This window comes from Paenibacillus jilunlii (assembly GCF_900102965.1).
GTDB classification, from domain to species: domain Bacteria; phylum Bacillota; class Bacilli; order Paenibacillales; family Paenibacillaceae; genus Paenibacillus_AQ; species Paenibacillus_AQ jilunlii.
The window spans coordinates 81,697-107,382 of the sequence record NZ_FNGM01000002.1 but is presented as its reverse complement, the minus strand read 5'-3'; the positions used below and the strand labels follow the sequence as shown (position 1 = coordinate 107,382).

Sequence of the window (25,686 nt, the reverse complement as noted above, 5' to 3'; positions counted from 1 at the left end):
TCAGAATTTAACATATTTTTTAGGAGGCAGGTTTATGAGCCATTATTATTTTGATTCCGGTAACTTTGTAATCGAGCAGTTTCATGAGGGCAAGCCTTTCGCCAGTTTTTTGCCCGGCCTTGCCGGATTGAAGGGAATTCCGATGTGGACCTTCTATGTGAACCGGGGCCAGGGAATTTGCAGCTTTGGGGTGCGTGACAAAAACTCGCCGATCATGGAATTTTCTCCGGCGAACATCTCCTATAAGAACGTAGCCTCTTCCGGCTTCCGCACGTTTATCAAAATAAAGGGTGTCCCGGAAATGTATGAGCCGTTCCAGTCGGCACGGCCTGATCCTGAGGCGAAGCGCAAGATGACGATTCTGCCGAACGGGCTGACCATCGAGGAATCCCACGCCGGGTATGGACTTAAGACAACCGTCCACTACTTCAATTTGCCTGGTGATGACTATGCGGCACTGGTCCGGCGTGTGGAGCTTGAGAATGTGGGAGGCCGGGAGCTTGAGCTTGAAATGCTGGACGGTCTGCCGGAGATCCTGCCGTACGGTGTGGAGAACAGCGGGTATAAGGAAATCGGCAACCTGCTGCGCAGCTGGATGGAGGTATACAATCTGGAGAACGGAATTCCGTTCTACAAGCTGCGCTCCAGCACGAATGATGATGCGCAGGTCAGCGAAATCCGCAGCGGCCATTTCTATCTGTCGTTTACGGCAGAAGGAGAGCGGACGGCACCGATTGTGGACTTCGAGACGGTATTTGGAGGCAATACTTCGCTTGGTTTTCCGGAGCGTTTTGCCGGTCTGCAGCTGGCAGAGCTGCTTGCACAGCCCCAATACCCCGTCAACAAGGTTCCCTGCGGCTTCAGCGGCGTGGCGCGGATACTCGCTCCGGGCGGCAAGCTGATCCTGAACACCATTATTGGGCATGTGAACGACATTGATAAAATCAACCGCAAAGCGGAAGCCCTCTGCCGTGATGAATACATTACGTCCAAAGCCCTGGAGGTGGCCAGCCTGACCGACGGGCTGACGGAGGACATTGCAACCCGTACCGCCTCGCCTATATTTGATGCGTACTGCCGGCAGTCCTATCTGGACAATTTCCTGCGCGGCGGTTATCCATTCATATTCGACAACGGGGGAGAAGGCGCTGTCGTGCATCTCTTCTCGCGCAAGCATGGAGACATGGAGCGTGACTACAACTTTTTCTCGCTGGCGCCGGAATATTACTCCCAGGGAAACGGGAATTTCCGCGACATGAACCAGAACCGGCGCAATGATGTATTCTTCAATCCCCGGGTCGGCAGCTTCAATATCAAGATGTTCTACAGCCTGATCCAGGCGGATGGCTACAATCCGCTGAGTGTGCAGGGAACGACCTTTGAAATCCTGCCGGGCAAGGCGCCGCAGCTTGCGGAATGGATTCACACGGCGGCTGCCGATCACCAGGAGGAACTGGTGAAGCTCTGTGCAGGCCGTTTCACTCCCGGACGGCTGATCAATTACATTGCCGACCATGGCGTCACGCTGAAGGCAGGAGAGCAGGAATTCCTGAGCGGAGTGCTGGCCCTGTCGCAGCAGAACATCGAAGCCGCCTTCGGGGAAGGTTTCTGGTCCGATCACTGGACCTACAACCTCGATCTGGTGGAGGGGTATCTGGATATTTTCCCTGAACGCAGGCAGGAGCTGCTCTTCGGAGATGAGACCTATTCGTTCTACGACAGCCCGGCCTACGTGCTGCCGCGCAGTGAGAAATATGTGCTGAGTGACGGCAAGGTCCGGCAGTACGGTGCCCTGCTGGAGGATGAAGAGAAGCTGCACCGGCTGAAGCGGAAGGCTTCGGAGACGCACTGGCTCCGTACGGAAGGCGGTCACGGAGACATCTACCGCACCAGTCTGTTCGTGAAGATGCTGTCTCTCACTCTGAATAAATTTGCCACACTTGACCCGTATGGCATGGGCGTGGAGATGGAGGGCAACAAGCCGGGCTGGAACGACGCCATGAACGGCCTGCCGGGGTTATTCGGTTCAGGCATGAGCGAGACATTTGAGCTGAAGCGGATGATCGTCTTTCTGCTGGAGGTTCTGGAGAGTGGCGGGAACGGGATTGAAGCTGCAGGAGCAGCCGTTAAACTTCCGGCCGAAATGTCTCTGCTGCTTGAGCAGGTGCACAGCGCCACAACCGCCATATTGGCCGGGGAGATTGCGCAGTTTGACTATTGGCATACCGTAGCATCCGCACGTGAGCTCTACCGGGAACGTATACGCTTCGGCATCACCGGGGAGGAACAGCCGGTAGCCTTTGCGTTGATTCGTGAGGCGCTTGGCCGGTTCCTGCGCAAGCTTGATACCGGTATCAGCCTTGCTGTAGAGATGGGCGGGGGGCTGGCTCCGACCTATTTCCGCTTTGAAGCGACGCGGTTTCAGGCGGTGACCGATGAGAACGGACAGCCGGTATTCAGCGGCTACGGACTGCCCAAAGCGGTAGTGGAGGAATTCGAAGCCTTTGCGCTGCCGCACTTCCTGGAAGGGCCGGCCCGCTGGCTGAAAACGCTCGACAGCCCGGGCGAGGCGCGGGAAATTTACAACCGGATTAAGCAAACGGAGCTGTATGATCCGGTTACGTCGATGTACCGGACATCGGTCAGCTTGGATGGGGAATCCAATGAGATCGGGCGGATTCGTGCCTTCACACCGGGCTGGCTGGAGCGGGAGTCGAACTTCCTGCATATGTCCTACAAATATTTGCTGGCACTGCTGAAAATGGGACTGTATGAGGAGTTTTGCGGGGAGCTGAAAACCTCGCTTATCCCCTTCCTGGACCCGGAAGTCTATGGGCGGAGCACGCTGGAGAATTCCTCCTTCATCGCTACAGGCGGCAATCCGGACCCGGAGACGCACGGAAGAGGTTTTGTCGCCAGACTTAGCGGTTCCACTGCAGAGTTCTTGAGCATGTGGCGGACGATGATGGCCGGAAGCCATGTGTTCTCGGTCATTGACGGGGAATTGGCCATGTCCTTTGCCCCGGCGCTCCCGGGCTGGCTGTTTGATGAGCAGGGAGAGGTGTCCTTCACCTTCCTGGGCCACACCAAGGTAACTTACCACAACCCCCGCCATCTGGACACCTTCGGTCAGGGAGGGGCGTTAATCCAGAGCCTGACGCTGGCCTACTGTGATGGCACCGTAAGCCGTATTTCCGGTGCGCTGCTGCGCGGTGCTGAGGCTGAGGCGCTGCGCCGGGGGGACATCGCCGAAATCCGGGCGGTGCTGGAATAGAAGTAATGCGGGAATGCTTAGTGAAAATTTTAAATCGTGTTCCCGCTCTCCTTCATTCTGTGCAGACGCAGACCATGCACCAGTACAATCAGCTTGGCAGCCCCGATCACGAGTGAAAGAATACTCAGGACAAACGCGAGATGTCCAAGTCCGGGCAGAAAGGAGAACACCACACTCCATGGAGCAAAAGTATGGCTAAAGCCGTATAAAACAGCAATTGGCAGCACTACATTAAACAAAACCAGGCAGAACGCAAACAGGATGATTCGCAGCGGGGTAAGTCTAAAGCTTTTCTTGCGTTTAAACAGATTAAAAACCGACACTCCCAGCATAATCATCAATGCCGCACTAATCACATCAATCAGAACATAGGTGCCGGTAATGCTTCCCGCATCATCCACCGGCTCCCGTCCATGCATAATTTCAAGAATTCCGTCAGCAACCATGCCTAGCTTAAAGGCGCGGACCGCATAATCATGGGCATTCATTAATACCACAACACCTATGTCCCCGTCCAGCTTCATATCGGCGTGAAAGCTTTCAACATCACCCGCATGCTGAACAACACCATGAGCGATTTCCCAGCCCATGCCATATTCACCGCCGGTGGCAGGGTCTTTTATGGCCGGCTGATGCATCTGTGCAACACTTTCCGTGGCAGCCACGCTGATATCGTGGAACTTTCCGCCATTGAGTTGAGCAACTAAATAATGGCTCATATCTTCTGCGCTTGAAATCAGATAGGCGGATGCGAGCATAGACGGGTTGTCCGGCTGCTCAAAAGGGGCCATAAAACCAAAGATGGACTTGTATCCTGTGGCCAACCCGTGTTTTTTCGCCTCAGATGTAGAAGTATAGCTGTTCTTCATGTCCAGAGGAGAATACACGTGGTCCTGTATATATTCTGCATAAGACTTGCCGGAAACGGCCTGGATAATTCCGCCCAGAATATCGTAATTGGCATTAGAATATTGATACTGGGTGCCAACCGGCTCGGTTAAGGGTGTGTTTTTTAGCCCATGTATGAGTTCATCAATAGTAGATGCCGTGTTGGTAAAAGCTGTCCGGCCATGACGAGTGGATATTCCGCTGCTATGATTCAACAAATGCCGGACCAGAATGGTTTTGGACGCTTCCTTGTCTTCAAGCTCAAATTCCGGCAAATAACGCTGCACCGGTGCATTCAGATCAATCTTTCCTTGCTCAACCAACTGCATGATGGCCAGCGCCGTAAACGATTTGGAGCTGGAGCCCAGTATAAAGGGCGTTTGCGGTGTAACAGGCTGTCCATCCGGACCCGAATGTCCATATCCCTGGGTGTAAACGATCTGGTCTCCCTTCACAATGCCGACCGCCATGCCGGGAACATCCAGCTTCTCCAGCATCGATTCAACAAAATTATCAATCCGGGCCGTGTCTACAGCATGTGGAGCTGCTTCCGCATGGGCCGTCCCCGGTTGCAGCAAGGGCAGTACGCTGCCTGCGATCATCAACAGTATGATCATTAGGGTTTGAATTTTAGGGCAAGTAGTTCCTTTCATTTCTCTCTACCTCTTCTCCTGATCTTGTCTTAATTTTCCTGTTTGACGTATGAATCAAAGATATCCCTTCAATCTTTCAGCTATCTTTCGTGAATCTTAAATTAATCTTACATGTACCTCTGCATGCAAATCCAAACCACCCGTTTTACGGATAGTTTGCTCTGAGGGCTATAAGCCGCTGGTGCCTTCACACTCAATTTATTCAGAGTTTCACCAACTAATTTGTTCAAATGGGCCAACCCGTTAAGTTTCAGAGTTAGGTGGAAAAAGGGAACTTAATTTGTACTTTTTTTGAGGTAATTGGGTATTTAGGTGGAAAAAGTAAGCTTAATTCGCTCTATTTCCTCGATTTCTTGTTTTGGGCTTGGAATTAAGTCTACTTTTTCCCACATAAGAGGATCCGAAGCTGAATCTTGAGAATTAGTGATACTTTTTCCACTTAGTAAGATGAGCGGGTTAGGGACCAGAGCCGCCGCGAGAAGGCCCAGGTGAGAATGCCAAGGTGAGAACGCGTGGTACCCACCGAAGTTGTTGAAGCCACGGAAGTTACTGGAGTCACGGAATTTGTTGGAGCCAGCGAAGTTGATCGAGCCACCGAAGTTACTGGAGCCACCGAAGTTGATGAAGTTACGGAAGTTACTGAAGCAACCGAAGTTGTTGAAGCTGCCGGAATTACCACAGTCACCAAAGCTATAGAAGCCGCCGGAGCACAGGTGGCAATCGAATCACTGAAGCCCGGCAAAGCGAGGCGGATTCGGCAGCATGGGTGCGAAAACAGGCAAGGGGAGGCTGCACAGGCCTCCCCTTGCCCTTCAAGCACCCGCCTGATTTTCTATATCATTTGAACTTAAAGTCCAACCTGAAGAGGTGGGAGTGACGGAGGGGGAGTTTGGAACTGTAGGAGCGGCAGCGTTCGCCTTTGTATCCGGATTTCATCCGCTTAGTAGCGGCATAAATCAAAGAAATCTGGATACAACAGCGACCGGAAGTCCAAACATTCCCCGCAGTCACGGCTTTCACCGTCCCAGCCGCACTTTACTTCAAATCCTATAGCCGAAAAATCAGCCCCCAAATACGAAATCTCGGCCCTTACACCCCAGACTGAAAGCCTATACAATAAACACATAGAGCTGTAAGCGCTTCAAAGTAAAAACAGAGATAGATTTTGGAGGCCATATGATGGAGAACAAAAGCAGCACCGAAGCAAATCCGGCGATGAATTTTTCGCCAAAAATCGAAACCGGTTCAGGTCCGAAAAGTCCGCTATGGAGGCGGCTGCTGGCCCAGCGCCATTTACAGACGATGGCCCTGCTCGGCGTGGTCTGGATGATTATTTTCAACTATATTCCGATGTACGGGCTGATTATCTCCTTTAAGGACTACAACATCGTGAAATCGATTGCCGAAGCGCCCTGGGTGGGGCTGACGCATTTCAGGGAGTTCCTGGATGACGAGGATTTGGTCAATGTCATTAAGAATACGCTGGGCATCAGCTTGATCAAGCTGTTGATCGGATTTCCGCTGCCGATTATTTTCGCCCTTTTCCTGAACGAGATCCGTTCCTTAAGGTACAAAAAAGCCATCCAGACAATCTCATATCTGCCGCATTTCCTCTCCTGGGTAGTGCTGGGCGGAATTCTCGCCACCTGGCTGGCGGATGTGGGGATTGTGAACAATATTCTGCTGTCGCTCCATCTGATCGATCAGCCGATTACGTATCTCGCCGAGCCGAGCTATTTCTGGACCATCATTATTTCCTCCGATATTTGGAAGGAGCTTGGCTGGTCCGCAATCATCTACCTGGCAGCCATCTCAGGGGTTTCTCCAGAAATGTATGAAGCCGCAACCATCGACGGAGCCGGGCGGTTTCAGAAAATGTGGTTTGTCACCCTGCCGGCGATTAAATCGACGATCAGCATCCTGTTCATTCTGGCTGTCAGCGGCGTGCTGAACTCCAACTTTGACCAGATCCTGGTCCTGCGCAACTCCCTTAACGACAGCGCCAGCAATGTAATCGACTACTACATCTACTATACAGGGATTGTCTCAAACCGCTTCTCCTACTCTGCAGCGGTCACTCTGATCAAGGCGGTCATTGCACTGATTCTGCTGCTGATTGCCAATCAGGTATCCAAAAAAATCAACGATACGTCGCTGTTCTAGACAAGGAGGACTTAGTATGTTTGCTCTCAAACGCAAGACGAAGGGCGAGGCCCTGTTCGATATCGTCAACAATCTGATTATGCTGTGTGTCTGTTTTCTGACGCTCTACCCGATCTGGTACGTGCTGATCAATGCCTTCAATGACGGAAATGACGCTATGCTGGGCGGGATTTACTGGTGGCCGCGTGTGTTCAGCCTGAAAAATTTCGATGCGGTATTCGCAAGCCCCGGGATCATGCAGGCCATGGGGGTTACGGTAGCCAAAACGGCGCTCGGTGTACTCGTGCATGTGTTCTTCACGGCGATGGTGGCTTATGCGCTGTCGCGCAAAGGGCTGATCGGCGGCAAGTTCTATATCCTGCTTGGCACGATTACCTTATTCTTCAACGGTGGGCTGATTCCGACCTTTCTGCTGAACAGGGACCTGCATCTGCTGGATAACTTCCTGGTCTATATCATTCCGGTAATGTTCAGCTTCTTCGATCTCATTATCTTCATGACCTTCTTCCGGGAGATTCCCGAGGGGCTGGAGGAGGCCGCACGGATTGACGGAGCCAATGACTGGTCCATCTTCCTGCGGGTCGTGCTTCCGGTATCCATGCCGGTTATTGCCACGATTGCCCTCTTCCATGGTGTGTATCAGTGGAATGATTATTTTGCCGGCATTATCTACGTCAATAATCCGGATCTGCAGCCGATTCAGACCTATCTCTTCCGGGTGGTGGCCCAGTCCAGCTCCAACCAGATGATGGTGGCCGTCCAGGGCAGCAGCCTTACCAAAAGCGTGACCTCGCAGTCCATCAAACTGGCGACGATGGTGGTCACCACGCTCCCGATTGTGTTCGTCTATCCGTTCCTGCAGCGCTATTTCGTGAAGGGCATGATGATTGGCTCAATCAAGGGCTGAGGTTTGGTTCTGGAGCAAGCAAAGGTCAAGCGAAGGTACAACCAGGTAACTCCTCCGGTGCTTGGACACATGCGGGTGACGGAGTTGAGCTTATAATTTACTACAATCTTAGAAAAGGGGTAAATAAGCATGGGCATGAAACGCAAGCCAAAAGCAATGGTACTGCTGCTCTTGGGGCTGATGCTGGCATTCTCGGCAGCGGGCTGTTCAAGCGGCAATAATGCCGGGAACAATGGCAAGGATAACACGGGGGGCGCAACCAATGCGGCAGAGGCTACCAAAGCACCGGCAGAACCGGCAGCGTCAGCAGTCTCGGCGGATGAGCCGGGCTGGAAAAGCGACACCTCACCGATTACGTTTGACTGGTATCTGAACTTCGCCTGGTTTCCGAATAAATGGGGTGTAGATCCTACCTCCCAATATGTAACGAAAAAGACAGGTGTGAACATCAACTTCATCGTTCCCGCAGGAAATGAGAATGAGAAGCTCAACACGCTGATTGCTTCCGGCAAGCTGCCTGACTTCATTACGCTGGGCTTCTGGGAAGATGCGATCAAGAAGATGATTGAAGGCGAGCTGGTGCTGCCGCTGAACAAGCTGGCTGAAGAATATGATCCTTACTTCTTCAAGGTGTCGGATGCCGACAAGCTGGGCTGGTATACGCAGCCGGACGGCAATGTATACGGCTATCCGAACTCCTCTTCCTCTCCTGCTGATTATAAAAAATACGGCGACAACTATGTCTCCAACCAGACCTTTGTAGTCCGTAAGGATATTTACGAAGCGATCGGCAGTCCCGACATGCGTACTCCGGAAGGTTTCCTGAATGCGCTGAAGCTGGCCAAAGAGAAATACCCTGAGATCAACGGCCAGCCGATTATTCCGCTCGGTCTGCATGAGTTCACTGAGAACGGAAACGACTCGCTGGAAGGCTATATTCAGAACTTCCTGAACATTCCTTGGGAAAAGGATGGCAAGGTCTATGACCGCGAAACCGATCCTGAATATGTACGCTGGATGAAAACACTCCGCCAGGCTAACCAGGACGGGCTGCTGGCCAAGGATATTTTCATTGACAAACGCGCTCAAATGGAAGAAAAAATTGCGCAGGGCCGCTATTTCGCCATGCTGTATCAACGCACTGACTTTGCTTCGCAGCTCGGCACCATTTACCAGAAAAATCCGGAACAAACCTATATCGCTGTAGACGGACCTGCCAATACCAAGCTGGACCCTCCGGCGCTGAACGGCCCGAGCATCGCGGGCTGGACCGTAACCCTGATCTCCAAGGATGTTAAGGATAAAGCCCGTGCGATTAAATTCCTCAGCTACCTGAACAGTGAAGAAGGCAATAAGGATCTTTACCTGGGCGAAAAAGGGGTCAGCTATGATACAATTGACGGCAAAGACCAGTTTCTTCCTGAGGCTTTTGATCTGATGAACAAGGACCGCGCGGCATTTGACAAGAAATACGGTTCGTCCTTCACGTTCTGGATGCTGCAAAACACGAATATCACCGACCAATGGGCGCCGAAGTCTGTTGAGCCGTTCAAACAGCTGGAAGACTGGACCCGCGGTAAAGCTAAAAACACTTCCGAATTCCAGCAAATTGATCCTACAGGCAATTCGCCTGAAGGCATTATTGCCACCAAGCTCAAAAACTTGCGCGGTAAAACGCTGCCGAAGCTGCTGATGGCGTCCTCCGATGCCGAGTTCGATAAGCTCTGGAGCGACTATCTGGCGAAGAAGGAAAAAGAAGGCCAGGCGACCTTCGACGCTTACCGCCAGACGAAATATGAAGAGAACAAAAAGAAACTCGGAATGTAACTTCTATACAGTTGCCCAATTGCCCGCTAACCGCGGGCTTTTGGGTTATTTTCTTCAAATATAAGGATGTACGTCAGGTGAGGTGTACAGGACACAGGTGAGCATACGCAAACGAACAGGGGCATTATGGAGCTCCTTCAATTATTGGTGGGGACGAAGATCGCTGCAAAGCCGGCTGGTGGCGGCCTATATTTTTATTATTCTGGGTCCGTGTCTGCTGGTCTCCCTCTATTCCTACAGATCGATCAACAATACGTATGTACGCGATGCCGTGGACAAAAACAGCTATTTGCTGCAGATGGAAAAGCTGCATATTCTCAACCAGATCGAGGCCATGGAACGGGCGGCGCAGATGGCCTATTCCGACAAGGCGGTCCAGAATTATCTGCTCAATGAAAAAGACCCCTCCCTCGGCGAACTGATTGATTTCAATACGACGACTTTTGTGAATCTCAGCAGAATCCAAATCAACAACCCCAATATTGAGCATTTGCGCCTTTATTCAGGAAGCGGGGAGGTTCACGAACTCTGGCCTATTATTTTCCGGGAGGACCGGGTATCCATGGAGCCATGGTTCCAAGAAGCCCTGAAGCTGGAGGGGCAGGAGCTGTGGTCTTTTCAAAATGAAGACCCTGATCTCATGCAGCGTTATTCGGGCGATCCCCCGAAGGGGCAGCCAAAGGTCTCTTTGTTGCGCGAGATCAGCATTCCGGCCGGCCATCATGTCGGGATGATTCAGGTGGATATGCTGCTCAGCCGGTTTACGCCGAAAACCTATACCGATGTGCGCGACAACCAGTCGCAGATGTTCATCGCGGGCGAGGAGCTGCAGTTGTTTACCCGCGCCGATAATTCTTTTGTGCAGGATAACCCGCAGCTGACCGGAGCGATTGCCGGACGCCTGCGGCAGTATGCGGAGACCGGGGAGTGGGATATCCACTATAAGGAGAACGGCAACTCTTTTCTGCTGGTTCATACCCCGCTTACGGAGATCGGCGCCTCACTGGTCAATGTGGTGTCCATGGAAGGGGTTATGAAGGATATAGCGCATACCCGCAATCTGATTATCGGACTCAATATCGGCTTTATTGTTCTGGTTACAGCTATTGCCTATGTGCTGAATGCCTTTATCCTGAAGAATCTGCGCCGGTTGACCGAGACGATGAAAAAAGCGCGCAGAGGGGAAGCGTATACGGGGATCAGCATCCGCGGAGGCGGGGAAGTCGGGGAGCTGGCCCATCATTTCTCCAAGCTGATGAACACGATTAATACGCTGGTAGCCCAGGCTGTGAACAAGGAGGCTCTCTCCAAGGAGGCCGAACTGCGGACGCTGCATAACCAGATCGATGCCCATTTCCTCTATAACACGCTGGAAAATATAAAAATGCTGGCCGAGATCGAGAATCAGCGGGGCATCTCCGATGCGCTGACTTCGCTTGGCGGCATGATGCGCTACAACTTCAAATGGTCAGGAGAGTATGTGAAGCTGCGGGATGAAATCCGCCATATCGAAAATTACATTGAAGTGATGAATATCCGGTTTGAGTATCCGATTCTGCTGGAACTGGAGATTGATGCTCCTTATCTGGAGCTTGAGGTGCTGAAGATGTCGCTGCAGCCGGTGGTGGAGAACAGTGTGAAGCACGCATGGGCAGCCGGAGAGGAGGAGCTTCAGAACCGCTCGATCCGCATCCGGATTTCGGAGGCCGATGGGGATATCTTTATCGCTATCCGTGATAACGGGTTCGGGCTGACCCCGGAACGGCTGACGGAGCTGCACAGCTCCATATATGCCAAGGAGGAGCCGGGGGCAGATGCTTCCGGTTCCTCAACTGGCGGTTACAGAGGGGGAGGGATAGGGCTGCGGAATGTGCATCAGCGGCTGCAGCTGTTCTATGGGGAAGCCTACGGGCTGGAAGTGAAGAGTCAGGCGGGGGAATGGACGACAGTGTTCATGACGCTGCCCAAAGTTCTTTTGACGGGGGATAGACAGACATGAAGAAGCTGCTGATTATAGATGATGAAAAGATGATCCGCCAGGGTCTGCAGGCCATGATCGAGCGGGAATACCCGTCCCGCTACAGCATCGCACTCGCGGGGAATGGTGCAGAGGCGCTTGCGCTGTATCAGCAGGAACGCAGAGATATCATCATTACCGACATCCGCATGCCGGTGATGGATGGTATCACGCTGCTGGAGCGGCTGTCCGCGGAAGCGGAGCCCGGCGGGGAAGGGCCGGCGGTCGTGATCTTAAGCGGCTACGATGATTTTGAATATGCCAAAAGCGCGATCCGCTACCGCGTTAAGGATTATCTGCTGAAGCCGATCCGGCGCGAGGAGCTGTTCGGGGTTCTGGAGCAGATCAGCCGGGAGTGGAAGGAGCAGGAGTCCAGCTCCCGGAGGCTTGCGCAGGAGGCTGAGGGCTACCGCCAGGAGCTGCGGACCGCCCGGCTGCGCGGTCTGCTGATGCAGGAGCCCGTGGAGCCGTCGCTGGAGCAGCAGCAGGAACTGGAACGGCTGCCGGCTCCTTTTACGGTAGGAGTGTTGAACTTCTATTATAATGACGGGACGCGGATGAAGCCGGAGGAAGTACAAGGGCTGATCGAGCGGATGAGCGGCCCGCTCTCCAGCCGTTTTACTGAGATTCTGACAGACTGGGAAGGGAAGCTGGTCCTGGTCGGAAGCGGCAGGGAGGCATTCCGGGAGCTTGACCGGCAGGCTGCAGCCAAGGATTTGAACGGGCTGCTCATCGGCATCGGCGGCGAAATGCGCAATCCGGCAGATTTCCGCACAGGGTATAAGGAGGCCTGCCGCGCGCTGCAGTATACGTTCCTGCCGCCGCAGGCCAGCTTCATGGACTACGCGGATCTGCGCGAAGGGCGGCTGCAGTTTCCGGCGCCGGAGGAAGAGCTGCGCAAGCTGCTGAACATGCTCGGGACCGAACGCGAGAAGGAAATCAAAAGTTTGCTGGGCGTTATTTTTCAGCTGGAACATTTGCAGCATTTGGATCTGGCATATCTGGAACATGTGGGCCGCAGCATCAATGAACGGGTGCTGGATGAGGTTTTCCGTTTGCACGGGGAGGCTTCGGTAGAGGTACTGAAGCTGTACCGCACAGTAGGCAATCTGTATAATTTCCGCCATTTTCACGACTATTACCGGACACTTGAGCATTTGCTCATTACGGTGAACGAATATATCATAGGAATTAGATCCGCTCACACCGAGCATACCGATATGGAGGAAGCGCTGGCCTATATTGAAGCGAATTATGCCCGTCCGCTGAATATGGCCATGGTCAGCAACTATGTGTCGCTTAACTATTCTTATTTCAGTGAGGCCTTCAAGGCCTACACCGGAGAGAGCTTTGTGCTGTATCTCAAAAAAGTCCGCATCCGCCACGCCAAAGCGCTGCTCTCCGAGAACCGCGTCAAGCTGGCCGGTGTCTCCGAAGCGGTCGGCTTCGAGAACAGCAAGCAGTTCGCCCGTGTATTCAAGGAGCTGGAAGGCATCTCCCCCGGCGAATACCGCGCCAAGCTGCTGCTGGAGCGTTACCCGGGACGAATGGGAGATAAGGAATCGTGAGAAGCCGGAAGCGGCAGGCGCTTGGCTGAGGCAAGGATGCTGCTGACAAGCTCCAACTAACTTTTTGTTAGTGGGAATTAGTACAACTAATTTAACGGAATTGTGCTCATTTTTTGATTTAGGTGGAAAAAGGGAACTTAAATTTTCAGCGAACAGCGAACTTGGGGGTATTTTAACCATTACAGAAAATTTAAGTGGACTAATTCCCACTAAATGCGGATTAAGTTTGTTATCAGAAGAATTAGTGGGAGAAATTCCATCTAATGAGTATGAAATCGAGTACGAGGTTGGGCAGGATAGGCAGGTAGATAGCAGATGCCCTCTAGGTGCGGTGACTTGTCCCCGGAAATCCGGAAGGTCACTGTGCTGAACCGTTGGACTGCCCAAGCCTGTTCAAGTCTGATCCAAGTCTATTAGGCTTGAGGTATGCTCTCAAATTGCAGAGGAGTAGATCCTCAGATATGAAAAGTTGAGGTGAGACATTCGAGTGGAAGAAGTTCAAGGGGAACTAATTACTGTAGAGACGCTGGCTGCGGATTTTCGGAGGCTGGGTGTGTGCGAGGGGATGACGATGCTGCTGCATTCGTCTTTCAAGTCGCTGGGGCAGTGGGTGGCAGGCGGGCCGGTGGCCGTTATTCTGGCGCTGGAACAGGTGCTTGGGGAAGAGGGAACTCTGGTGATGCCCACCCATTCCTCAGACTTGACCGATCCGTCAGGCTGGAGCAATCCGCCCGTGCCTGAGGCATGGTGGCCGGGCATCCGGGAGCATATGCCGGCCTATGACCCGGACCTCACGCTGCTGCGGGGGATGGGCGTGATTCCTGAAACGTTCCGCAAGCAAAAAGGCGTGAAGCGCAGCAGCCATCCGATAAATTCTTTTGCCGCCTGGGGCAGGCACAGGGATGAGATTATCGATGGGCATGCGCTGGAGTATGCCTTTGGCGAACAATCGCCTCTGGCCCGGATTTATGATCTGAAAGGAAGCGTATTGCTGCTCGGCGTAGACAGCCTCAACAATACCTCACTGCATCTGGCTGAATACCGGGCGGAGTATGCCGGGAAGCAGGAGGTCACTGCGGGAGCGCCTATGCGGGTTGATGGGGCCAGACACTGGGTAGAGTTCAGGGATTATAACTGGAATTCGGAGGATTTTGCCGCCATTGGCGGGGACTTCGGACAAGAGACGGGACAGATTACATATGGTAAAGTTGCCGCAGCACCAGCCCAGCTAATCCCGCAGCGGGAGATCGTGGACTATGCGGTGAAGTGGCTGGAGCAGAGGCGGGTGTAACGGATCAGGTTACGTATGCGGCTGGGAATAGCAGCTCTTCAGCGCAGTGACGGGCGATTTTTTGGAATTAGGGAGATCAAATTTGTCTTATAACTTATATGATTATGAAGGACTATAAAGGAGGGTGGCCTCTTGACTGCAACAACAGTATTTATAACCCGGCACGGTCAGACAGAATGGAATGTCCAGAAAAGGATGCAGGGGCATCTTGATTCACCGCTTACGCCGCTTGGCGAGCAGCAGGCACAGTGGCTGAACGCGGGGCTGCAAAAGGAGCCGCTAGATATCATTTATTCCAGCTCAAGCCCAAGGGCATTTCGGACGGCGGAGATTATCCGGGGAGAGCGGGACATCCCGCTAACTGCCTGCGATGAATTCAAGGAAATCGGCATGGGAGTCTGGGAAGGATGCGACTCCGGCGAGATCGAAGCCCGGGACCCGGTGCAGCACTTTAATTTTTGGAAGGACCCGGAGGAATTCAGGGTGGAAGGCAGCGAGACCTTTGCCGGTGTGCAGAAGCGTGCGCTGGACAAGCTGCAGGAAATTGTGGCCGCACATGAGGGGCAGCGCATCCTGATTGTTACCCATACGGTGGTTATTAAAGTGCTGATGGCTTATTTTGAAGAGAGGGCCATGGAGAAGCTATGGGATCTGCCTTATATTTATCCTACCTGCCTGTGCCGGGTTGATTTTACGGACGGGATGGCAGAGATCCTGCTGCACGGGGATACAAGCCATTATGTGAGAAGCACAGAAGATGAACTTTTTGATTAGACCTATAAAGATCATGGTTGCTAAAAGCTCCAGCCTGCAGGCGATACTCCAATGACACGGGTATCGCCTGTTTGGTGTTGGGATATGGATCGCCCGAATGTTGATCGGATCAGGCCAGACCCTGTGGCTCCGTGGCGGCGGGGTTACCTTTCCGCTAAAACGCCTGGAGCCACGGCGGGCAGCCTGCTGTTCTGCAATTGTCTGGCTTCAAGCATTGACAGGTCGCCATCGAGCATCCGGAGGCCGGGGAGCAGCAGGGCGATTCCGGCAAATACAGCCGGCAGCAGTCCTGCGGCGAGAAATAGGGCAGAGATGCCGTAGGCCTCGGCAATAGCCCCTCCGGCAAAAGCGCCTAGGGGCGTCAGGCTGCCGCCAATCAGAAACCGGATGGAATTCACCCGTCCCTGGAGATTGCCCGGAACCAGACGCCCGTGCAGGGAGGAGCTTAAAGAGCCGAAGAAGGGTCCCAGGGCACCGGATACAAATACGGCAGCAAGCGCGAAGGGGAGGCTGGGGACCAGCCCCCATATGGATGTAATGATTCCGATGGTGCCCAGACTGCCGAGCATGACCAGGCGCCTGCGCTGAATCTCGCCCAGCAGGGAGATCACACCAAGCCCGACCAGCGTTCCCAGTGCAGAAGCTGTGGTGAGCGTGCCCATGGCTGCAGCGTCGCGGTGGAGCACCTCGCGCACATAGGGAACCATCATCGTCCAGACGGCGATGGAGCTCAGATTGCTGACCGAAGCCATGAGCATAATGGTAAACATTGCCGGGAACTGCTTGTAGAAGGTGAAGCCTTCTGCGATTTCACGCATATATGCAGCCAGGGAAAAGCTGCCTGGAGCTGTATCCGGCTTGGGCAGCTTCGGCAGACACAGCAGCGTGGCAATGGCAGCGGTGCAGCACAGCATATTGATGCCAAGGGCCGGCAGCGCTCCGCTGGACGCGGTGATCACACCGGCCAGCGCAGGCCCAAGCAGCGCCGCCGCTCCTTTGCAGCCGTCGATGACGGCGAAGGCGCGCACCAGCTTCCGGCTGTCTGCGACGCCGGGAATGACAGCCATCGCCGTGGGCATGAACAGCGCGGCGCAGGCGCCGCTAAGCCCGGCTGCGGCGAACAAATGCCAGAGCTGGAGCTGGCCGGCGAGGCCCATGCCCAGCGGCAGGGCAATGGCCAGCAGCCGGACGGCGGCCAGGCAGGCCATGAAGCGCACGCGGTGCAGCCGGTCCGACAGCGGCGAGCCGATTAAGCGCAGCACCAGTTCCGGGATGCCGGAGCTGAGTGCCAGTGCGCCCATGGCCAGCTTGGAGCCGGTCAGCTCGTAGACCAGCCACTCCATCGCCAGCAGGCCAAAGGCATCTCCGAAAGCGCTCAGGGAAATCGTGGACAGCAAGCCATAATAGCTGCGTTTCAGCATAGGGAATTCACTCCTTTTTCACGTATCCCCGCCCAAGCGCTCAGACCATAAAGGGGACATAACCGCTAAGCGGCTAAGTGGTAAACGGCGGCTCATCCGGGTGATTGCTCTTTTAGCGCTTAACCGTCTGCTCCTGCTCACTTCTCCATATAATCGGCAATCTGCTGCGGCAGATTGTTCAGGGCATCCAGGCGCAGGCTGTAGGACGCGCTTTTGCCGCTGGTATGGACAATGACCAATCCGGCCGAACGCAGCGTGATGAGATGGTAGTGGATCGTGCTTTTGGACAGGCCGACCTGCCGCACAATTTCAGTGAAGCCCAGCTGCTTCCCGGCCAGCAGACGGAGAATGTAGAGCCGCGTCTCGTCCGAGAGCGCCCGGGTTAGCCGCAGCAGCGAAGGAGCGGGCCGCCCTTCCTCCGGAGGCAGCGCATCACAAGCATAGCTGGTAAAAACAAATTCATCGTATAACGAAGAGGTGACCAGCGGGCGGGCATGGTACTGTGGGATCAGTATGATCTGCTTCAATTGTTCGCCGGGATACAGCCGCATCCCCTGTGTCGCCTGCTCGTAGACCTCCAGAGCATTAGTGCTGTTTAATCCGGCCCGTCTGGAGTCTGCCTCCCGGCTCAGCGAGTCTAAAATAGCGGGATCGATTTCCCGGAAGTACCGTTCATTCCAATCCCGCAGAACCCGGGAGACTTGGCTGCGCATATCGGTGAGATTGGACGGAACCGTTGATCCGAAGCGTGCGGTAATTTCGAACAGTTCTCCCGGAGAGAGGCCGTCGAACCAATCCAGAAAACCGGATACTGTACGGTCACCAGGGCAGCTCCATATGTATGGGGTGAGCGTGAAATCGGCATTTTCCCTGGAGAACTCCTGCATGTTCTGAAGCTGGGCTGTGGTAAACTTTTTCTGAACCTCCTTAACCCAGAGCTTGCCGGACTCCAGAGCGTTATGATTCTGCTTGCCCAGAAAAGCAGTTAAACTGGTGAAGCATTCATACATAGGGGCAAAATCCACTTCTACCTTATAATCCATGTGCGTTCCTCGTTTCCTTAGATTGCCCCATGCAGGCGTTGGGGGAGCTGAAGGGCTGAATTCATATACAGCGGCGGATGCTGGTCGAAGCAGCCCACCATTAACGGTGATCTGAATATTTTGTTCTATAAATATAGAACTAAATTTTGTTTTATTATAAACGAACTAATTGAAGGTATCAAGGGTGTAGAACCATATTCCGGAAAATAAATCTATGGCCACTCGTACATAAGACACCACTTTTCAGTTACACAGATAAGGGCGGAGGATGCTTGGCGATAGGGTGGTTGGTGACCCTTTTTCCAACTAACGTTTGCGGGGAAGGGGGATAAGGGAGATTTAGGTTTACTTTTTCCACTTAAGTTTGTTACCGAACCGAGCAGATCCAAGCAGGGGGGACAGGGGGACAGGACCTCTCATCCTAGCAATCACAGTTTACAGGATTTTTAAGCAATCTTAAAACTAAAACGGCTGCACTATCCTGTGAAGGATGGCGCAGCCGTTTTGTTCCATTAACGATGAGCTTCCTGCCTCGCAGGGCTCTAAGCTCTGATAGCTTTAATTGATAAATTGAAGCGACTTCAGGGTCTTCTCTAGCATCGTTGCGGCTTCCGCCCGGGTAGCCAGCGCCTGCGGTGCGAATGAGCCGTCCGGTCTGCCCTGAATGATGCCTTCAGCAGCAATCTCGGCTATTGCCGCCTGGGACCAGGCCGGAATGACGGTGACATCGCTGAATTTGGCCAGTGCTGCAGGATCGGCATGCAGGGATTTGCCCGTGTACTTCATGGCTTTGGCCATAATTGTGGACATCTCCTGGCGGGTAATCGGACTGGCCGGCTTGAAGCTTCCGTCGGTATAGCCCGTAATGAGGCCTGCGGCGGCGGCTGTCTTCACAGCATCCGTATACCAGGCATTTGCCCCCACATCACTGAAGGTGGTTCCGCTGCTCATGGACGCAAGCCCGAGCGAGCGGGTAATCAGTGCGGCGAATTCCGCACGGCTTACCATCTGCGATGGCTGGAAGGCTGCGGCGCTCGTGCCGGTTATAATCAGCTTGGAGGCCAGCAGATCAATGGATGCTTTGGCCCAGTGTCCGGTAATATCTCCGAACGTCTTACTTGATTTTACGACGGTGTAGAAGCTGTTGCTGTTACGTTTGATCGTAACTTCGGTGGTTCCGTCAGGCTTACCGGTGAAGACGGAAGGCACGAAGGACAGCTTGCCGGTGGCCGGGTCAAACGAAACAGCGGTCGAACCCTGCGGGTTCAGCACTCCTGGTGCAGTAAGGGTACGCTTCACATAGGTGCTGCCGAAATTGTTCAGTGAAACGCTGCTGCTTCCAGCCTGTGCTGTAACTGTAAACTCCATCACGGGTGCAGCCAGGCTAAGCGGGCCGCCCTGGGCCGCAAGAGCCTGATTCAGACTGCTGAGTGTTGAAGCACTTGCCTGCAGCAGGGACACGGTAATGGTGAAGTCGCTGGTGCCGAGTTGAGCTGCCAGTGCTGTTCCGTTCAGTACACGGAGTGGAAGTGAATAGGAAGCTCCCCCAGGGACCGTGAACGTAAGGACGGCAGCAGGATTCTTAGCTGCCTGCTGTATAAGCACGCTGCCCGGAAGCACCACTTGTGCTCCGCCGCTTGAAGCGGTGAGCGGGATCACCAGCTCACTGGTTCCGTCAGGCAGGGCCGCCAGCCTGCTGGTCAGATCTGCTGCGGTGATCGTCGTCACCTGCGGCGGAGCCAGCGCAGAGGCGGTTGCGCCAGGCGTCGGCGTTGGTGCTGCCGTTGCCGTTGCCGGTGTGCCGCCACCTCCTCCCGATGGGCTAGTCGGAGTTGGCGTTGGTGTCGGTGTAGTTGAAGGTGTAGGTGTCGGTGTAGGGCTAGGAGTAGTGCCCTTCAGATCGGTAATCCGGCCCTCAACCTTGCTGTTAATTGGATGGTGCAGCTTCAGATAAGATAAAAGAACCTCAAAATCCGGAAGACCCAGCTCATAATACCGTCCGTCGGCCTTAGCTCCAGCCAGTGCGCGGTAGAAGTCACCGCCCCCGGCCATGAAGGAGTTGGTGGACAGGAGATAGTAAGCATGCGGATCAATCGGCAGATAAGAACCGTCCGTCTGCCGGATTTCTACTGACACTATACGTTCTCCGGCCTGGGTTACCTGACCGGTCAGCGAGTCTACAATCTCCGGTTTCTTCGTGGAATCATACGTATATTTCATCCCGGATACCTGTGCAAACCGGCCCTGATCCGAGCTCAGTCCGCTGACCGAGTTCTCCAGGGAGGAGATAATTTCCGCACCGGTTACTTTGAGAGCGGCCAGACTGTTGCCGAATGGCAGCGTGGTCAGCACTTCGCCCATCGTAATGTCACCTTTGTCGATGGCTGCGCGGATACCGCCGCCATTCTGGATAGCAACAACACCTTTGATGGAAGCGAGGTCGCCTGCCGATACGAAGTTTGGCATCAGCTCTCTGACTTTGTCTGCGATGCTGTCAGCAATCATGTTGCCGATTGGGGTTTCCTCCTGGCGTACAACTCTGACGGACTTGCCGTCGATCATGCGGTTAGTGTAAAGATCGACATCCGAGTAGCCGACGACGGTGTTGCGTACGGTGGCGAGTTTGGCATCATAGGGAGCAAGCAATTCTTTGGCCCTGCTGTCCTCACCGAACAAATTGACGTCAAGCAGCTTGCCGTTATAAGCAAGAATTTCGCCGTTTTTGTCAAACGTTACATTCAGTTCACCAAGGAACTGGCTGTATTCACCGGTCTGTACGATCAGCACATTTTTACCGGTGCCGGCATTGACGATTGGGGTCGGGGGATTATCGATCTTCGTATGCGAATGTCCGCCCACGATGATGTCAATTCCGGGTACAGCTTTTGCCAATTCCTGATCCACAGTGTAGCCAAGGTGGGTGACGGCGATAATTTTGTTGATGCCCTGCGCTTGCAGCATGGCTACTGTATTTTTGGCACTTTCCACATGGTCCTTGAAGCTGATTTGATCTCCGGGCGAGGACAGCCCCACGGTATCCTCAGTAGTCAGGCCGAAGATGCCGACCTTTTCACCATAAACATCCTTGATGACAGAAGGATAGATATTACCGTCCTTTGCGGTGCTCTTGGTCTCGTCGGTTTCAAGCGTGCCGATGGCATTGTGATAGAGTTCTGCCAGTTCGCTTCCCTTTGTCGTAAAGTCAATGTTTGCGCTCGCGAACGGGAATTTGGCGGCGGTCACGAAGTTCTTCAGGACTTCAGGCTGCTCCTTGTTCAGATCGAACTCGTGGTTGCCGAACGTCATCGCGTCATAGCCGATATTGTTCATGAACTCGATGTCGGCTTGTCCCTTAAACTGTGTGAAATACAGGGTTCCGGAGAAAACATCGCCTGCATCCAGCAGAACCGTGTTGCCTGTCCGTTCACTGCTGATGGCCGAGGTCCGCTTGGTGATATTCTCCAGATGGCCATGCGTATCGTTGGTATGCAGGACACGCAGGTTGAAATTTTCCGTGCCAAAATCAATTTGCGTCAGCAGCGGATCATGATCGCTCACGCGTCCTTCTTTCTCATCAAAGTCGGCATTGATATGCACAATGTCCAGTGCCGATCTGGCCGCCAGCTTATTGTTGACCAGCATATGATCCAGCGTCTGGGAATTGCCCTGGTATACGTAGGAGTAACGCTCTCCCAGCGGCAGGGTGTCGACCAGGTTAGTCAGCGCGCTGCCTTTGAGAATTTTCAAAGTATTCGAGAACTGGAAATCGTTCAGATCGCCAAGCACAACAAGATTTGCGTCGGGATTCTTGGCCAGCACGCCGGAAACGAAACTGTTCACGACTGTCGCAATTTCCGCCCGCTGGGCTTCACTTGGCAGAACCGGAGGCTGGATGCCGCCGTAAAGTGCGGAGTCTCCCGTCTTGGAGTTGAAGTGGTTGGCAATGACCACTACCTTTTGATTATTGAAGATAAATTCCGCTGCAAGCGGCTTGCGGGAATTGAAGAACGCGGGATTGGCCGGATCAATGCGCCCCGGATTCAGGCTGAGTCCGCCATCCTTGGTATAGGCTACCGCAGTGGTGGCATCGCCCTTAGTACCTTCCGCCAGCTGCACGCGTTCAGTGTTGTAGATGAATCCGGCACGGATATTCCCGCCCGGCGCACCGCCGTCCATATTGTTCACAGGAGCAATATCGGTAAAAGCATAGGTTGGACCGCCCTGCTGCTTAATGGCATCAATCAGCGCTTTATAGCTGTCCGTGGCATCAACGGTTCCGGTGTTGTCTGCGCCATCATTGTCCTGAACCTCCAGAAGGCCGAGGATATCCGGTGTGTTCAGATTAGTCACGATGGCCTTGGCGATATTCCCGATTTTGGTGGAGCCGCTTTTTAAAGAGAAGTTTTCCACGTTAAAGGAAGCTACCGTCAATTTATCAGCTCCGGCTTTCAAAGGGGTCGTCTCCCGCTCAATAGAAGTTCCTTTGTCGACCTCCGGCAGAGCGCCTTCCGGATGCACCTTGAAATTGCCGTAGTCATAACCGAGAACACCGGTGATGTTTCCTTTAAATACCTGTCCTGTCCGAACTGGAGCGCTCGGCTGGGCAGCGATCAGAACACGCTGGGGATTGAAATCCGCTCCAGTAAGTACCAGACCGCCCGCAGGTGAAGAAACTTCGGTTGTACTGGCGCCGTTGTTCACAGTAACCGGAATTTCATGATCATAAGGCCCGATAATCTTCGGGGTGTTGAGCTGAACGCGCATCCCCTCCAGACTCTCATAGAAATCGAGCGCATATTTGGCCGGGTCAAGCTCTTTGCTTAGCCCTACAGAAATCGTAGTAGCCGGAATCACACGCCCGCCCGTTCCAATAACCGTGGGTGCAGGGAGCGGGTTGTTGCCGGATAACACGGTTGCCTGGGTCGCCGCAATTTCCGTGGTCAGCAGATCAGTGGCATCTGCATATCCGCTTTCTTTATATTCCTTAACCCATCCATCCACAAGAACGGAATCGGCGGCCTTTACCTTGTTGCCCGGCAGGTAGACCATGATCGCCTCAGAGGTCCGGGGATCGTTGTCCGGCGCTGCAGTCTGAATGTAAAATGTGCTGCCGCTCGTGTATGTGACAATCCCCGCCACATCCTTCACGAGCTGTCCTGCATAGGTCGAGGATTGGACGGTGCCCTGAATCTTGGGAATCGTCAGTCCGCTGATAGCTTCCTTGGTGGTATAGCTGAATTGGGAGATGCCGCTGTCCGTTTTGCCTGCTTCGGCAGAATAAGCTTTAATCTGCACGGTATCATCCTGGAGCAGAATCGGAGTATTATACAAAGCAAAGTCTTCCAAAGCACTGGTACTGCCGTTAACGTACACGCTATAATATACGCTTGCCGTTACACTGCTTGTGCTCAGGGAAAGCTTCGTGCCCTTGGGCACCGTCTGCCCGGAGGCGATGGATGCAGAGACTGCCGGAGCCTTGGTGCTGTCCGTACCGGAGCTGCGAGGGTCCGGTGCCTGTACCGCGAAATCGGCAAGGTTCTGGTCCGTATCCAGTCCGCGGTTGCCGTCAGGGAGCAGGGAAGAGGACTTGCGCACGGCTGCGGTGGTGTTGGAGAGGGGTTGGGTCGGACCAGACCCTTCGATACCTGGGGTGCCTTCATATTCACTGGCTGATCCGTAACCGACCAGATCGGCCCGGGTTCCGGAAGCATCGAGCAGTTCGACCTTGCCGTTCGTGCCGCCCATAGCAATAACGGCATCGCCTTCAGCGATTAAATTGGGAGCCGGAAGAGCATCAGTACCTCCGGTGCCGGCGGCTTCCTGAATCAGAAAATACCCGCCAGCAGGAATACTTCCGCTGAGTGGGGTGAAGAATTTGGCGTTATCACTAAAAGTGCCTGAGGCAGAAGCGTACCTCACTTTCCAGCCGGTCAAATCAATATCTGTATCCGTAGGGTTGTACAGCTCGATGAAGTCATTTTTGTACTTGGCTCCGGTGTTGCCTCCGCCGCCATACACCTGGGAGATCACGGGAGTGCTGTTATCCGCTGCCGCTGAAGCCGTTCGGGCTGCAGGCAGGGCCATACCGGTAATCAACACAAATGAAAGCGCTGCCGACCACCATTTTGTTCGCCTTGAGGGAATGTTCATTTGATACAATCTTCTCCTCTCTAGATACGATATTGTTGTAGCCTTCTCCCAATCTATCATTTGCAGATTAAATGAGAGATTGTCTAACGTAAATATATAGTAAACAATGGCTGATTAACATCAATTTACAAGGAAATTTGTCATGTTGCACAAAAAAACTATGAATTTCTCCTGAACAGGCCGAAGCAGCGGCTGAATAGGCAAATTCATAGTTTTATAGCTTTCTGTGAGGATATATGAAAGGTTATCTGTGTGTCAGATGTCTTAATCTTAACCGGTCAATTACTCCGCAGCGGTCACCGCAGCGTGAAGAATTTCCTGCCCGTCCATATACTTGCGCAGCGCCTGCGGAATATAGATCGAACCATCCTCCTGCTGGTGGTTCTCCAGCAGCGGAATCAGAATCCGCGGCGTGGCCACTGCGGTATTGTTCAGGGTGTGGCAATAGTGCAGCCGGCCGTTCTCGTCGCGGAAGCGGATGCCTGAACGGCGGGCCTGGAAATCCAGCAGATTCGAAGCCGAATGGGTCTCCCCGTAGGCGCCCCGGCTGGGCATCCAGGTCTCAATGTCGTATTGCTTGTGGGTCTTCAGCGCCATATCCCCGCTGCAGACGGCTACTACGCGGTAGGGCAGCTCCAGCAGCTGGAGAATCTGCTCCGCATTCGCCAGAATCTCCTGCAGCAGCTGCTCCGAGACTGCCGGGTCATTCTTGCAGATTACAACCTGTTCAATCTTCGAGAACTGGTGCACCCGGTACAGGCCGCGCACATCACGGCCTGCCGAGCCGACCTCGCGGCGGAAGCAGGCCGACATTCCGGCCAGCCGCAGCGGCGTATCTGCCTCGACGATTTCGTCGCTGTAGAGCGAGACGAGCGATACCTCCGAGGTTCCGGCCAGCCAGCGCTTTTCTCCGTTCAGCTCATAGGTCTGGTCCATCCCTCCCGGGAAAAACCCGGTCCGCTCCAGCGCCTCCGGGCGGACAATAACCGGCACGTCCATCACGGTGAAGCCGCGCTCTGCCAGCACATCCAGCGCCAGCCGCTGCACGGCGAGGTGCAGGTACAGCCCCGCGCCCTTCAGCACGTAGCTGCGCGGTCCTCCGGCTTTGACGCCGCGCGGAATATCGATGATGCTGTGAAGCTCGCCCAGCTCCACATGATCGCGCGGCGTGAAGCCGAAGTCCGGCAGCCGGCCGCTTCGCCGCAGCTCCACGTTCCCGCTGTCATCCGCGCCAATCGGCGTATCTGCCGATACGGGATTTGGCGCAAGCAGCAGCAGCTCACCGCAGCGCTGCTCTGCTTCGGTGAGATCCGCCTCCAGCTTCGTTAGCTGAGCGTTAATCTCGCGCACCTGCGCCTTGGCTGTTTCTCCGGCCCCGGCCTCTCCCTGGCGGAGCAGGCGCTCGATCTCCTTCGTCAGCCCATTGCGTTCCGCACGCCGCCGCTCGGTTTCCCGGCGCAGCTCCCGCCGTTTATCGTCCCATTCCAGCAGATTCTCCAGCGGGAAGTCCACCTTTTTCCACTGCGCCGTGTTTCTTACAAGCTCCTCATTGTCCCTGATCCAGTTCATGTCCAGCATGCCGCTTCGCTCCTTTTTTGTCCTATAAAAATACAAAAAACGCCCTCATCCATGGGACGAGGAGCGTCAGCTCGCGGTGCCACCCAGGTTGACCGAATCCTCTGAAATCACAGCAGGACAAGGCCCTCTTTG

The 25,686-nt window shown here is 54.1% G+C and carries 14 protein-coding genes; 9 read left to right on the top strand and 5 right to left on the bottom strand.

Features of this window, described 5'->3' with window-relative positions:
• Positions 1-34 precede the first annotated feature (34 nt).
• Positions 35-3,274: a hypothetical protein gene (locus BLQ82_RS05290; RefSeq protein WP_062525136.1), complete on the top strand. Its 3,240-nt coding sequence runs from the start codon at positions 35-37 to the stop codon at positions 3,272-3,274.
• Positions 3,275-3,303: 29 nt separating this feature from the next.
• Here BLQ82_RS05290 and BLQ82_RS05285 read toward each other — a convergent pair whose 3' ends face one another.
• Positions 3,304-4,815: a serine hydrolase gene (locus BLQ82_RS05285; RefSeq protein ID WP_062525138.1), complete on the bottom strand. Its 1,512-nt coding sequence runs from the start codon at positions 4,813-4,815 to the stop codon at positions 3,304-3,306.
• A gap of 512 nt (positions 4,816-5,327) precedes the next feature.
• On the opposite strand from BLQ82_RS05285, the gene BLQ82_RS05280 reads away from it, so the two are divergent.
• The 8 genes from BLQ82_RS05280 (at position 5,328) to BLQ82_RS05245 (ending at position 15,362) form a co-directional block, all read left to right on the top strand.
• On the top strand, positions 5,328-5,660 hold the full coding sequence (locus BLQ82_RS05280; RefSeq protein WP_062525140.1) for a hypothetical protein: 333 nt from the start codon (positions 5,328-5,330) through the stop codon (positions 5,658-5,660).
• A 370-nt stretch (positions 5,661-6,030) separates the two neighbouring features.
• Positions 6,031-6,978 (top strand): ABC transporter permease, encoded by a 948-nt coding sequence (locus BLQ82_RS05275; RefSeq protein WP_062525317.1) that lies wholly within the window; start codon positions 6,031-6,033, stop codon positions 6,976-6,978.
• Positions 6,979-6,994: 16 nt separating this feature from the next.
• Positions 6,995-7,885 carry a carbohydrate ABC transporter permease gene (locus tag BLQ82_RS05270; RefSeq protein WP_062525141.1) on the top strand — a complete coding sequence of 297 codons (891 nt, stop codon included), beginning with the start codon at positions 6,995-6,997 and terminating at the stop codon, positions 7,883-7,885.
• 129 nt (positions 7,886-8,014) lie between these two features.
• Positions 8,015-9,712: a type 2 periplasmic-binding domain-containing protein gene (locus BLQ82_RS05265; RefSeq protein WP_062525142.1), complete on the top strand. Its 1,698-nt coding sequence runs from the start codon at positions 8,015-8,017 to the stop codon at positions 9,710-9,712.
• Between the two features lie 97 nt (positions 9,713-9,809).
• Positions 9,810-11,711, top strand: a complete 1,902-nt coding sequence (locus BLQ82_RS05260) for a cache domain-containing sensor histidine kinase (protein WP_244280702.1) — start codon at positions 9,810-9,812, stop codon at positions 11,709-11,711.
• Positions 11,708-13,297 carry a response regulator gene (locus BLQ82_RS05255; protein ID WP_074647890.1) on the top strand — a complete coding sequence of 530 codons (1,590 nt, stop codon included), beginning with the start codon at positions 11,708-11,710 and terminating at the stop codon, positions 13,295-13,297. Before BLQ82_RS05260 ends, BLQ82_RS05255 begins: the two co-directional genes overlap by 4 nt.
• A gap of 487 nt (positions 13,298-13,784) precedes the next feature.
• The gene (locus BLQ82_RS05250) at positions 13,785-14,588 is read left to right on the top strand and encodes an AAC(3) family N-acetyltransferase (protein ID WP_062525144.1); all 804 of its coding nucleotides are present in this window, start codon (positions 13,785-13,787) and stop codon (positions 14,586-14,588) included.
• A gap of 132 nt (positions 14,589-14,720) precedes the next feature.
• The gene (locus tag BLQ82_RS05245; RefSeq protein WP_062525145.1) at positions 14,721-15,362 is read left to right on the top strand and encodes a histidine phosphatase family protein; all 642 of its coding nucleotides are present in this window, start codon (positions 14,721-14,723) and stop codon (positions 15,360-15,362) included.
• A 143-nt stretch (positions 15,363-15,505) separates the two neighbouring features.
• Here BLQ82_RS05245 and BLQ82_RS05240 read toward each other — a convergent pair whose 3' ends face one another.
• The 4 genes from BLQ82_RS05240 to serS all read right to left on the bottom strand — a co-directional run bounded on the left by BLQ82_RS05240 (position 15,506) and on the right by serS (position 25,554).
• Positions 15,506-16,783: an MFS transporter gene (locus BLQ82_RS05240; RefSeq protein ID WP_062525146.1), complete on the bottom strand. Its 1,278-nt coding sequence runs from the start codon at positions 16,781-16,783 to the stop codon at positions 15,506-15,508.
• Between the two features lie 137 nt (positions 16,784-16,920).
• The gene (locus BLQ82_RS05235; RefSeq protein ID WP_062525147.1) at positions 16,921-17,826 is read right to left on the bottom strand and encodes an ArsR/SmtB family transcription factor; all 906 of its coding nucleotides are present in this window, start codon (positions 17,824-17,826) and stop codon (positions 16,921-16,923) included.
• 558 nt (positions 17,827-18,384) lie between these two features.
• Positions 18,385-23,976, bottom strand: coding sequence for an S-layer homology domain-containing protein (locus BLQ82_RS05230; RefSeq protein ID WP_062525148.1), 5,592 nt, complete (start codon positions 23,974-23,976; stop codon positions 18,385-18,387).
• A 282-nt stretch (positions 23,977-24,258) separates the two neighbouring features.
• Positions 24,259-25,554 carry a serine--tRNA ligase gene (gene serS / locus BLQ82_RS05225; RefSeq protein ID WP_062525149.1) on the bottom strand — a complete coding sequence of 432 codons (1,296 nt, stop codon included), beginning with the start codon at positions 25,552-25,554 and terminating at the stop codon, positions 24,259-24,261.
• Between the last annotated feature and the right edge of the window lie 132 nt (positions 25,555-25,686).

Coding starts and splice junctions, on each gene's coding strand:
- BLQ82_RS05230 (WP_062525148.1), bottom strand. CDS start 23,976: ATGAACATTCCCTCAAGGCGAACAAAATGGTGGTCGGCAGCGCTTTCA.
- BLQ82_RS05290 (WP_062525136.1), top strand. CDS start 35: ATGAGCCATTATTATTTTGATTCCGGTAACTTTGTAATCGAGCAGTTT.
- BLQ82_RS05265 (WP_062525142.1), top strand. CDS start 8,015: ATGGGCATGAAACGCAAGCCAAAAGCAATGGTACTGCTGCTCTTGGGG.
- BLQ82_RS05255 (WP_074647890.1), top strand. CDS start 11,708: ATGAAGAAGCTGCTGATTATAGATGATGAAAAGATGATCCGCCAGGGT.
- BLQ82_RS05235 (WP_062525147.1), bottom strand. CDS start 17,826: ATGGATTATAAGGTAGAAGTGGATTTTGCCCCTATGTATGAATGCTTC.
- BLQ82_RS05285 (WP_062525138.1), bottom strand. CDS start 4,815: ATGAAAGGAACTACTTGCCCTAAAATTCAAACCCTAATGATCATACTG.
- serS (WP_062525149.1), bottom strand. CDS start 25,554: ATGCTGGACATGAACTGGATCAGGGACAATGAGGAGCTTGTAAGAAAC.
- BLQ82_RS05240 (WP_062525146.1), bottom strand. CDS start 16,783: ATGCTGAAACGCAGCTATTATGGCTTGCTGTCCACGATTTCCCTGAGC.
- BLQ82_RS05270 (WP_062525141.1), top strand. CDS start 6,995: ATGTTTGCTCTCAAACGCAAGACGAAGGGCGAGGCCCTGTTCGATATC.
- BLQ82_RS05275 (WP_062525317.1), top strand. CDS start 6,031: ATGAATTTTTCGCCAAAAATCGAAACCGGTTCAGGTCCGAAAAGTCCG.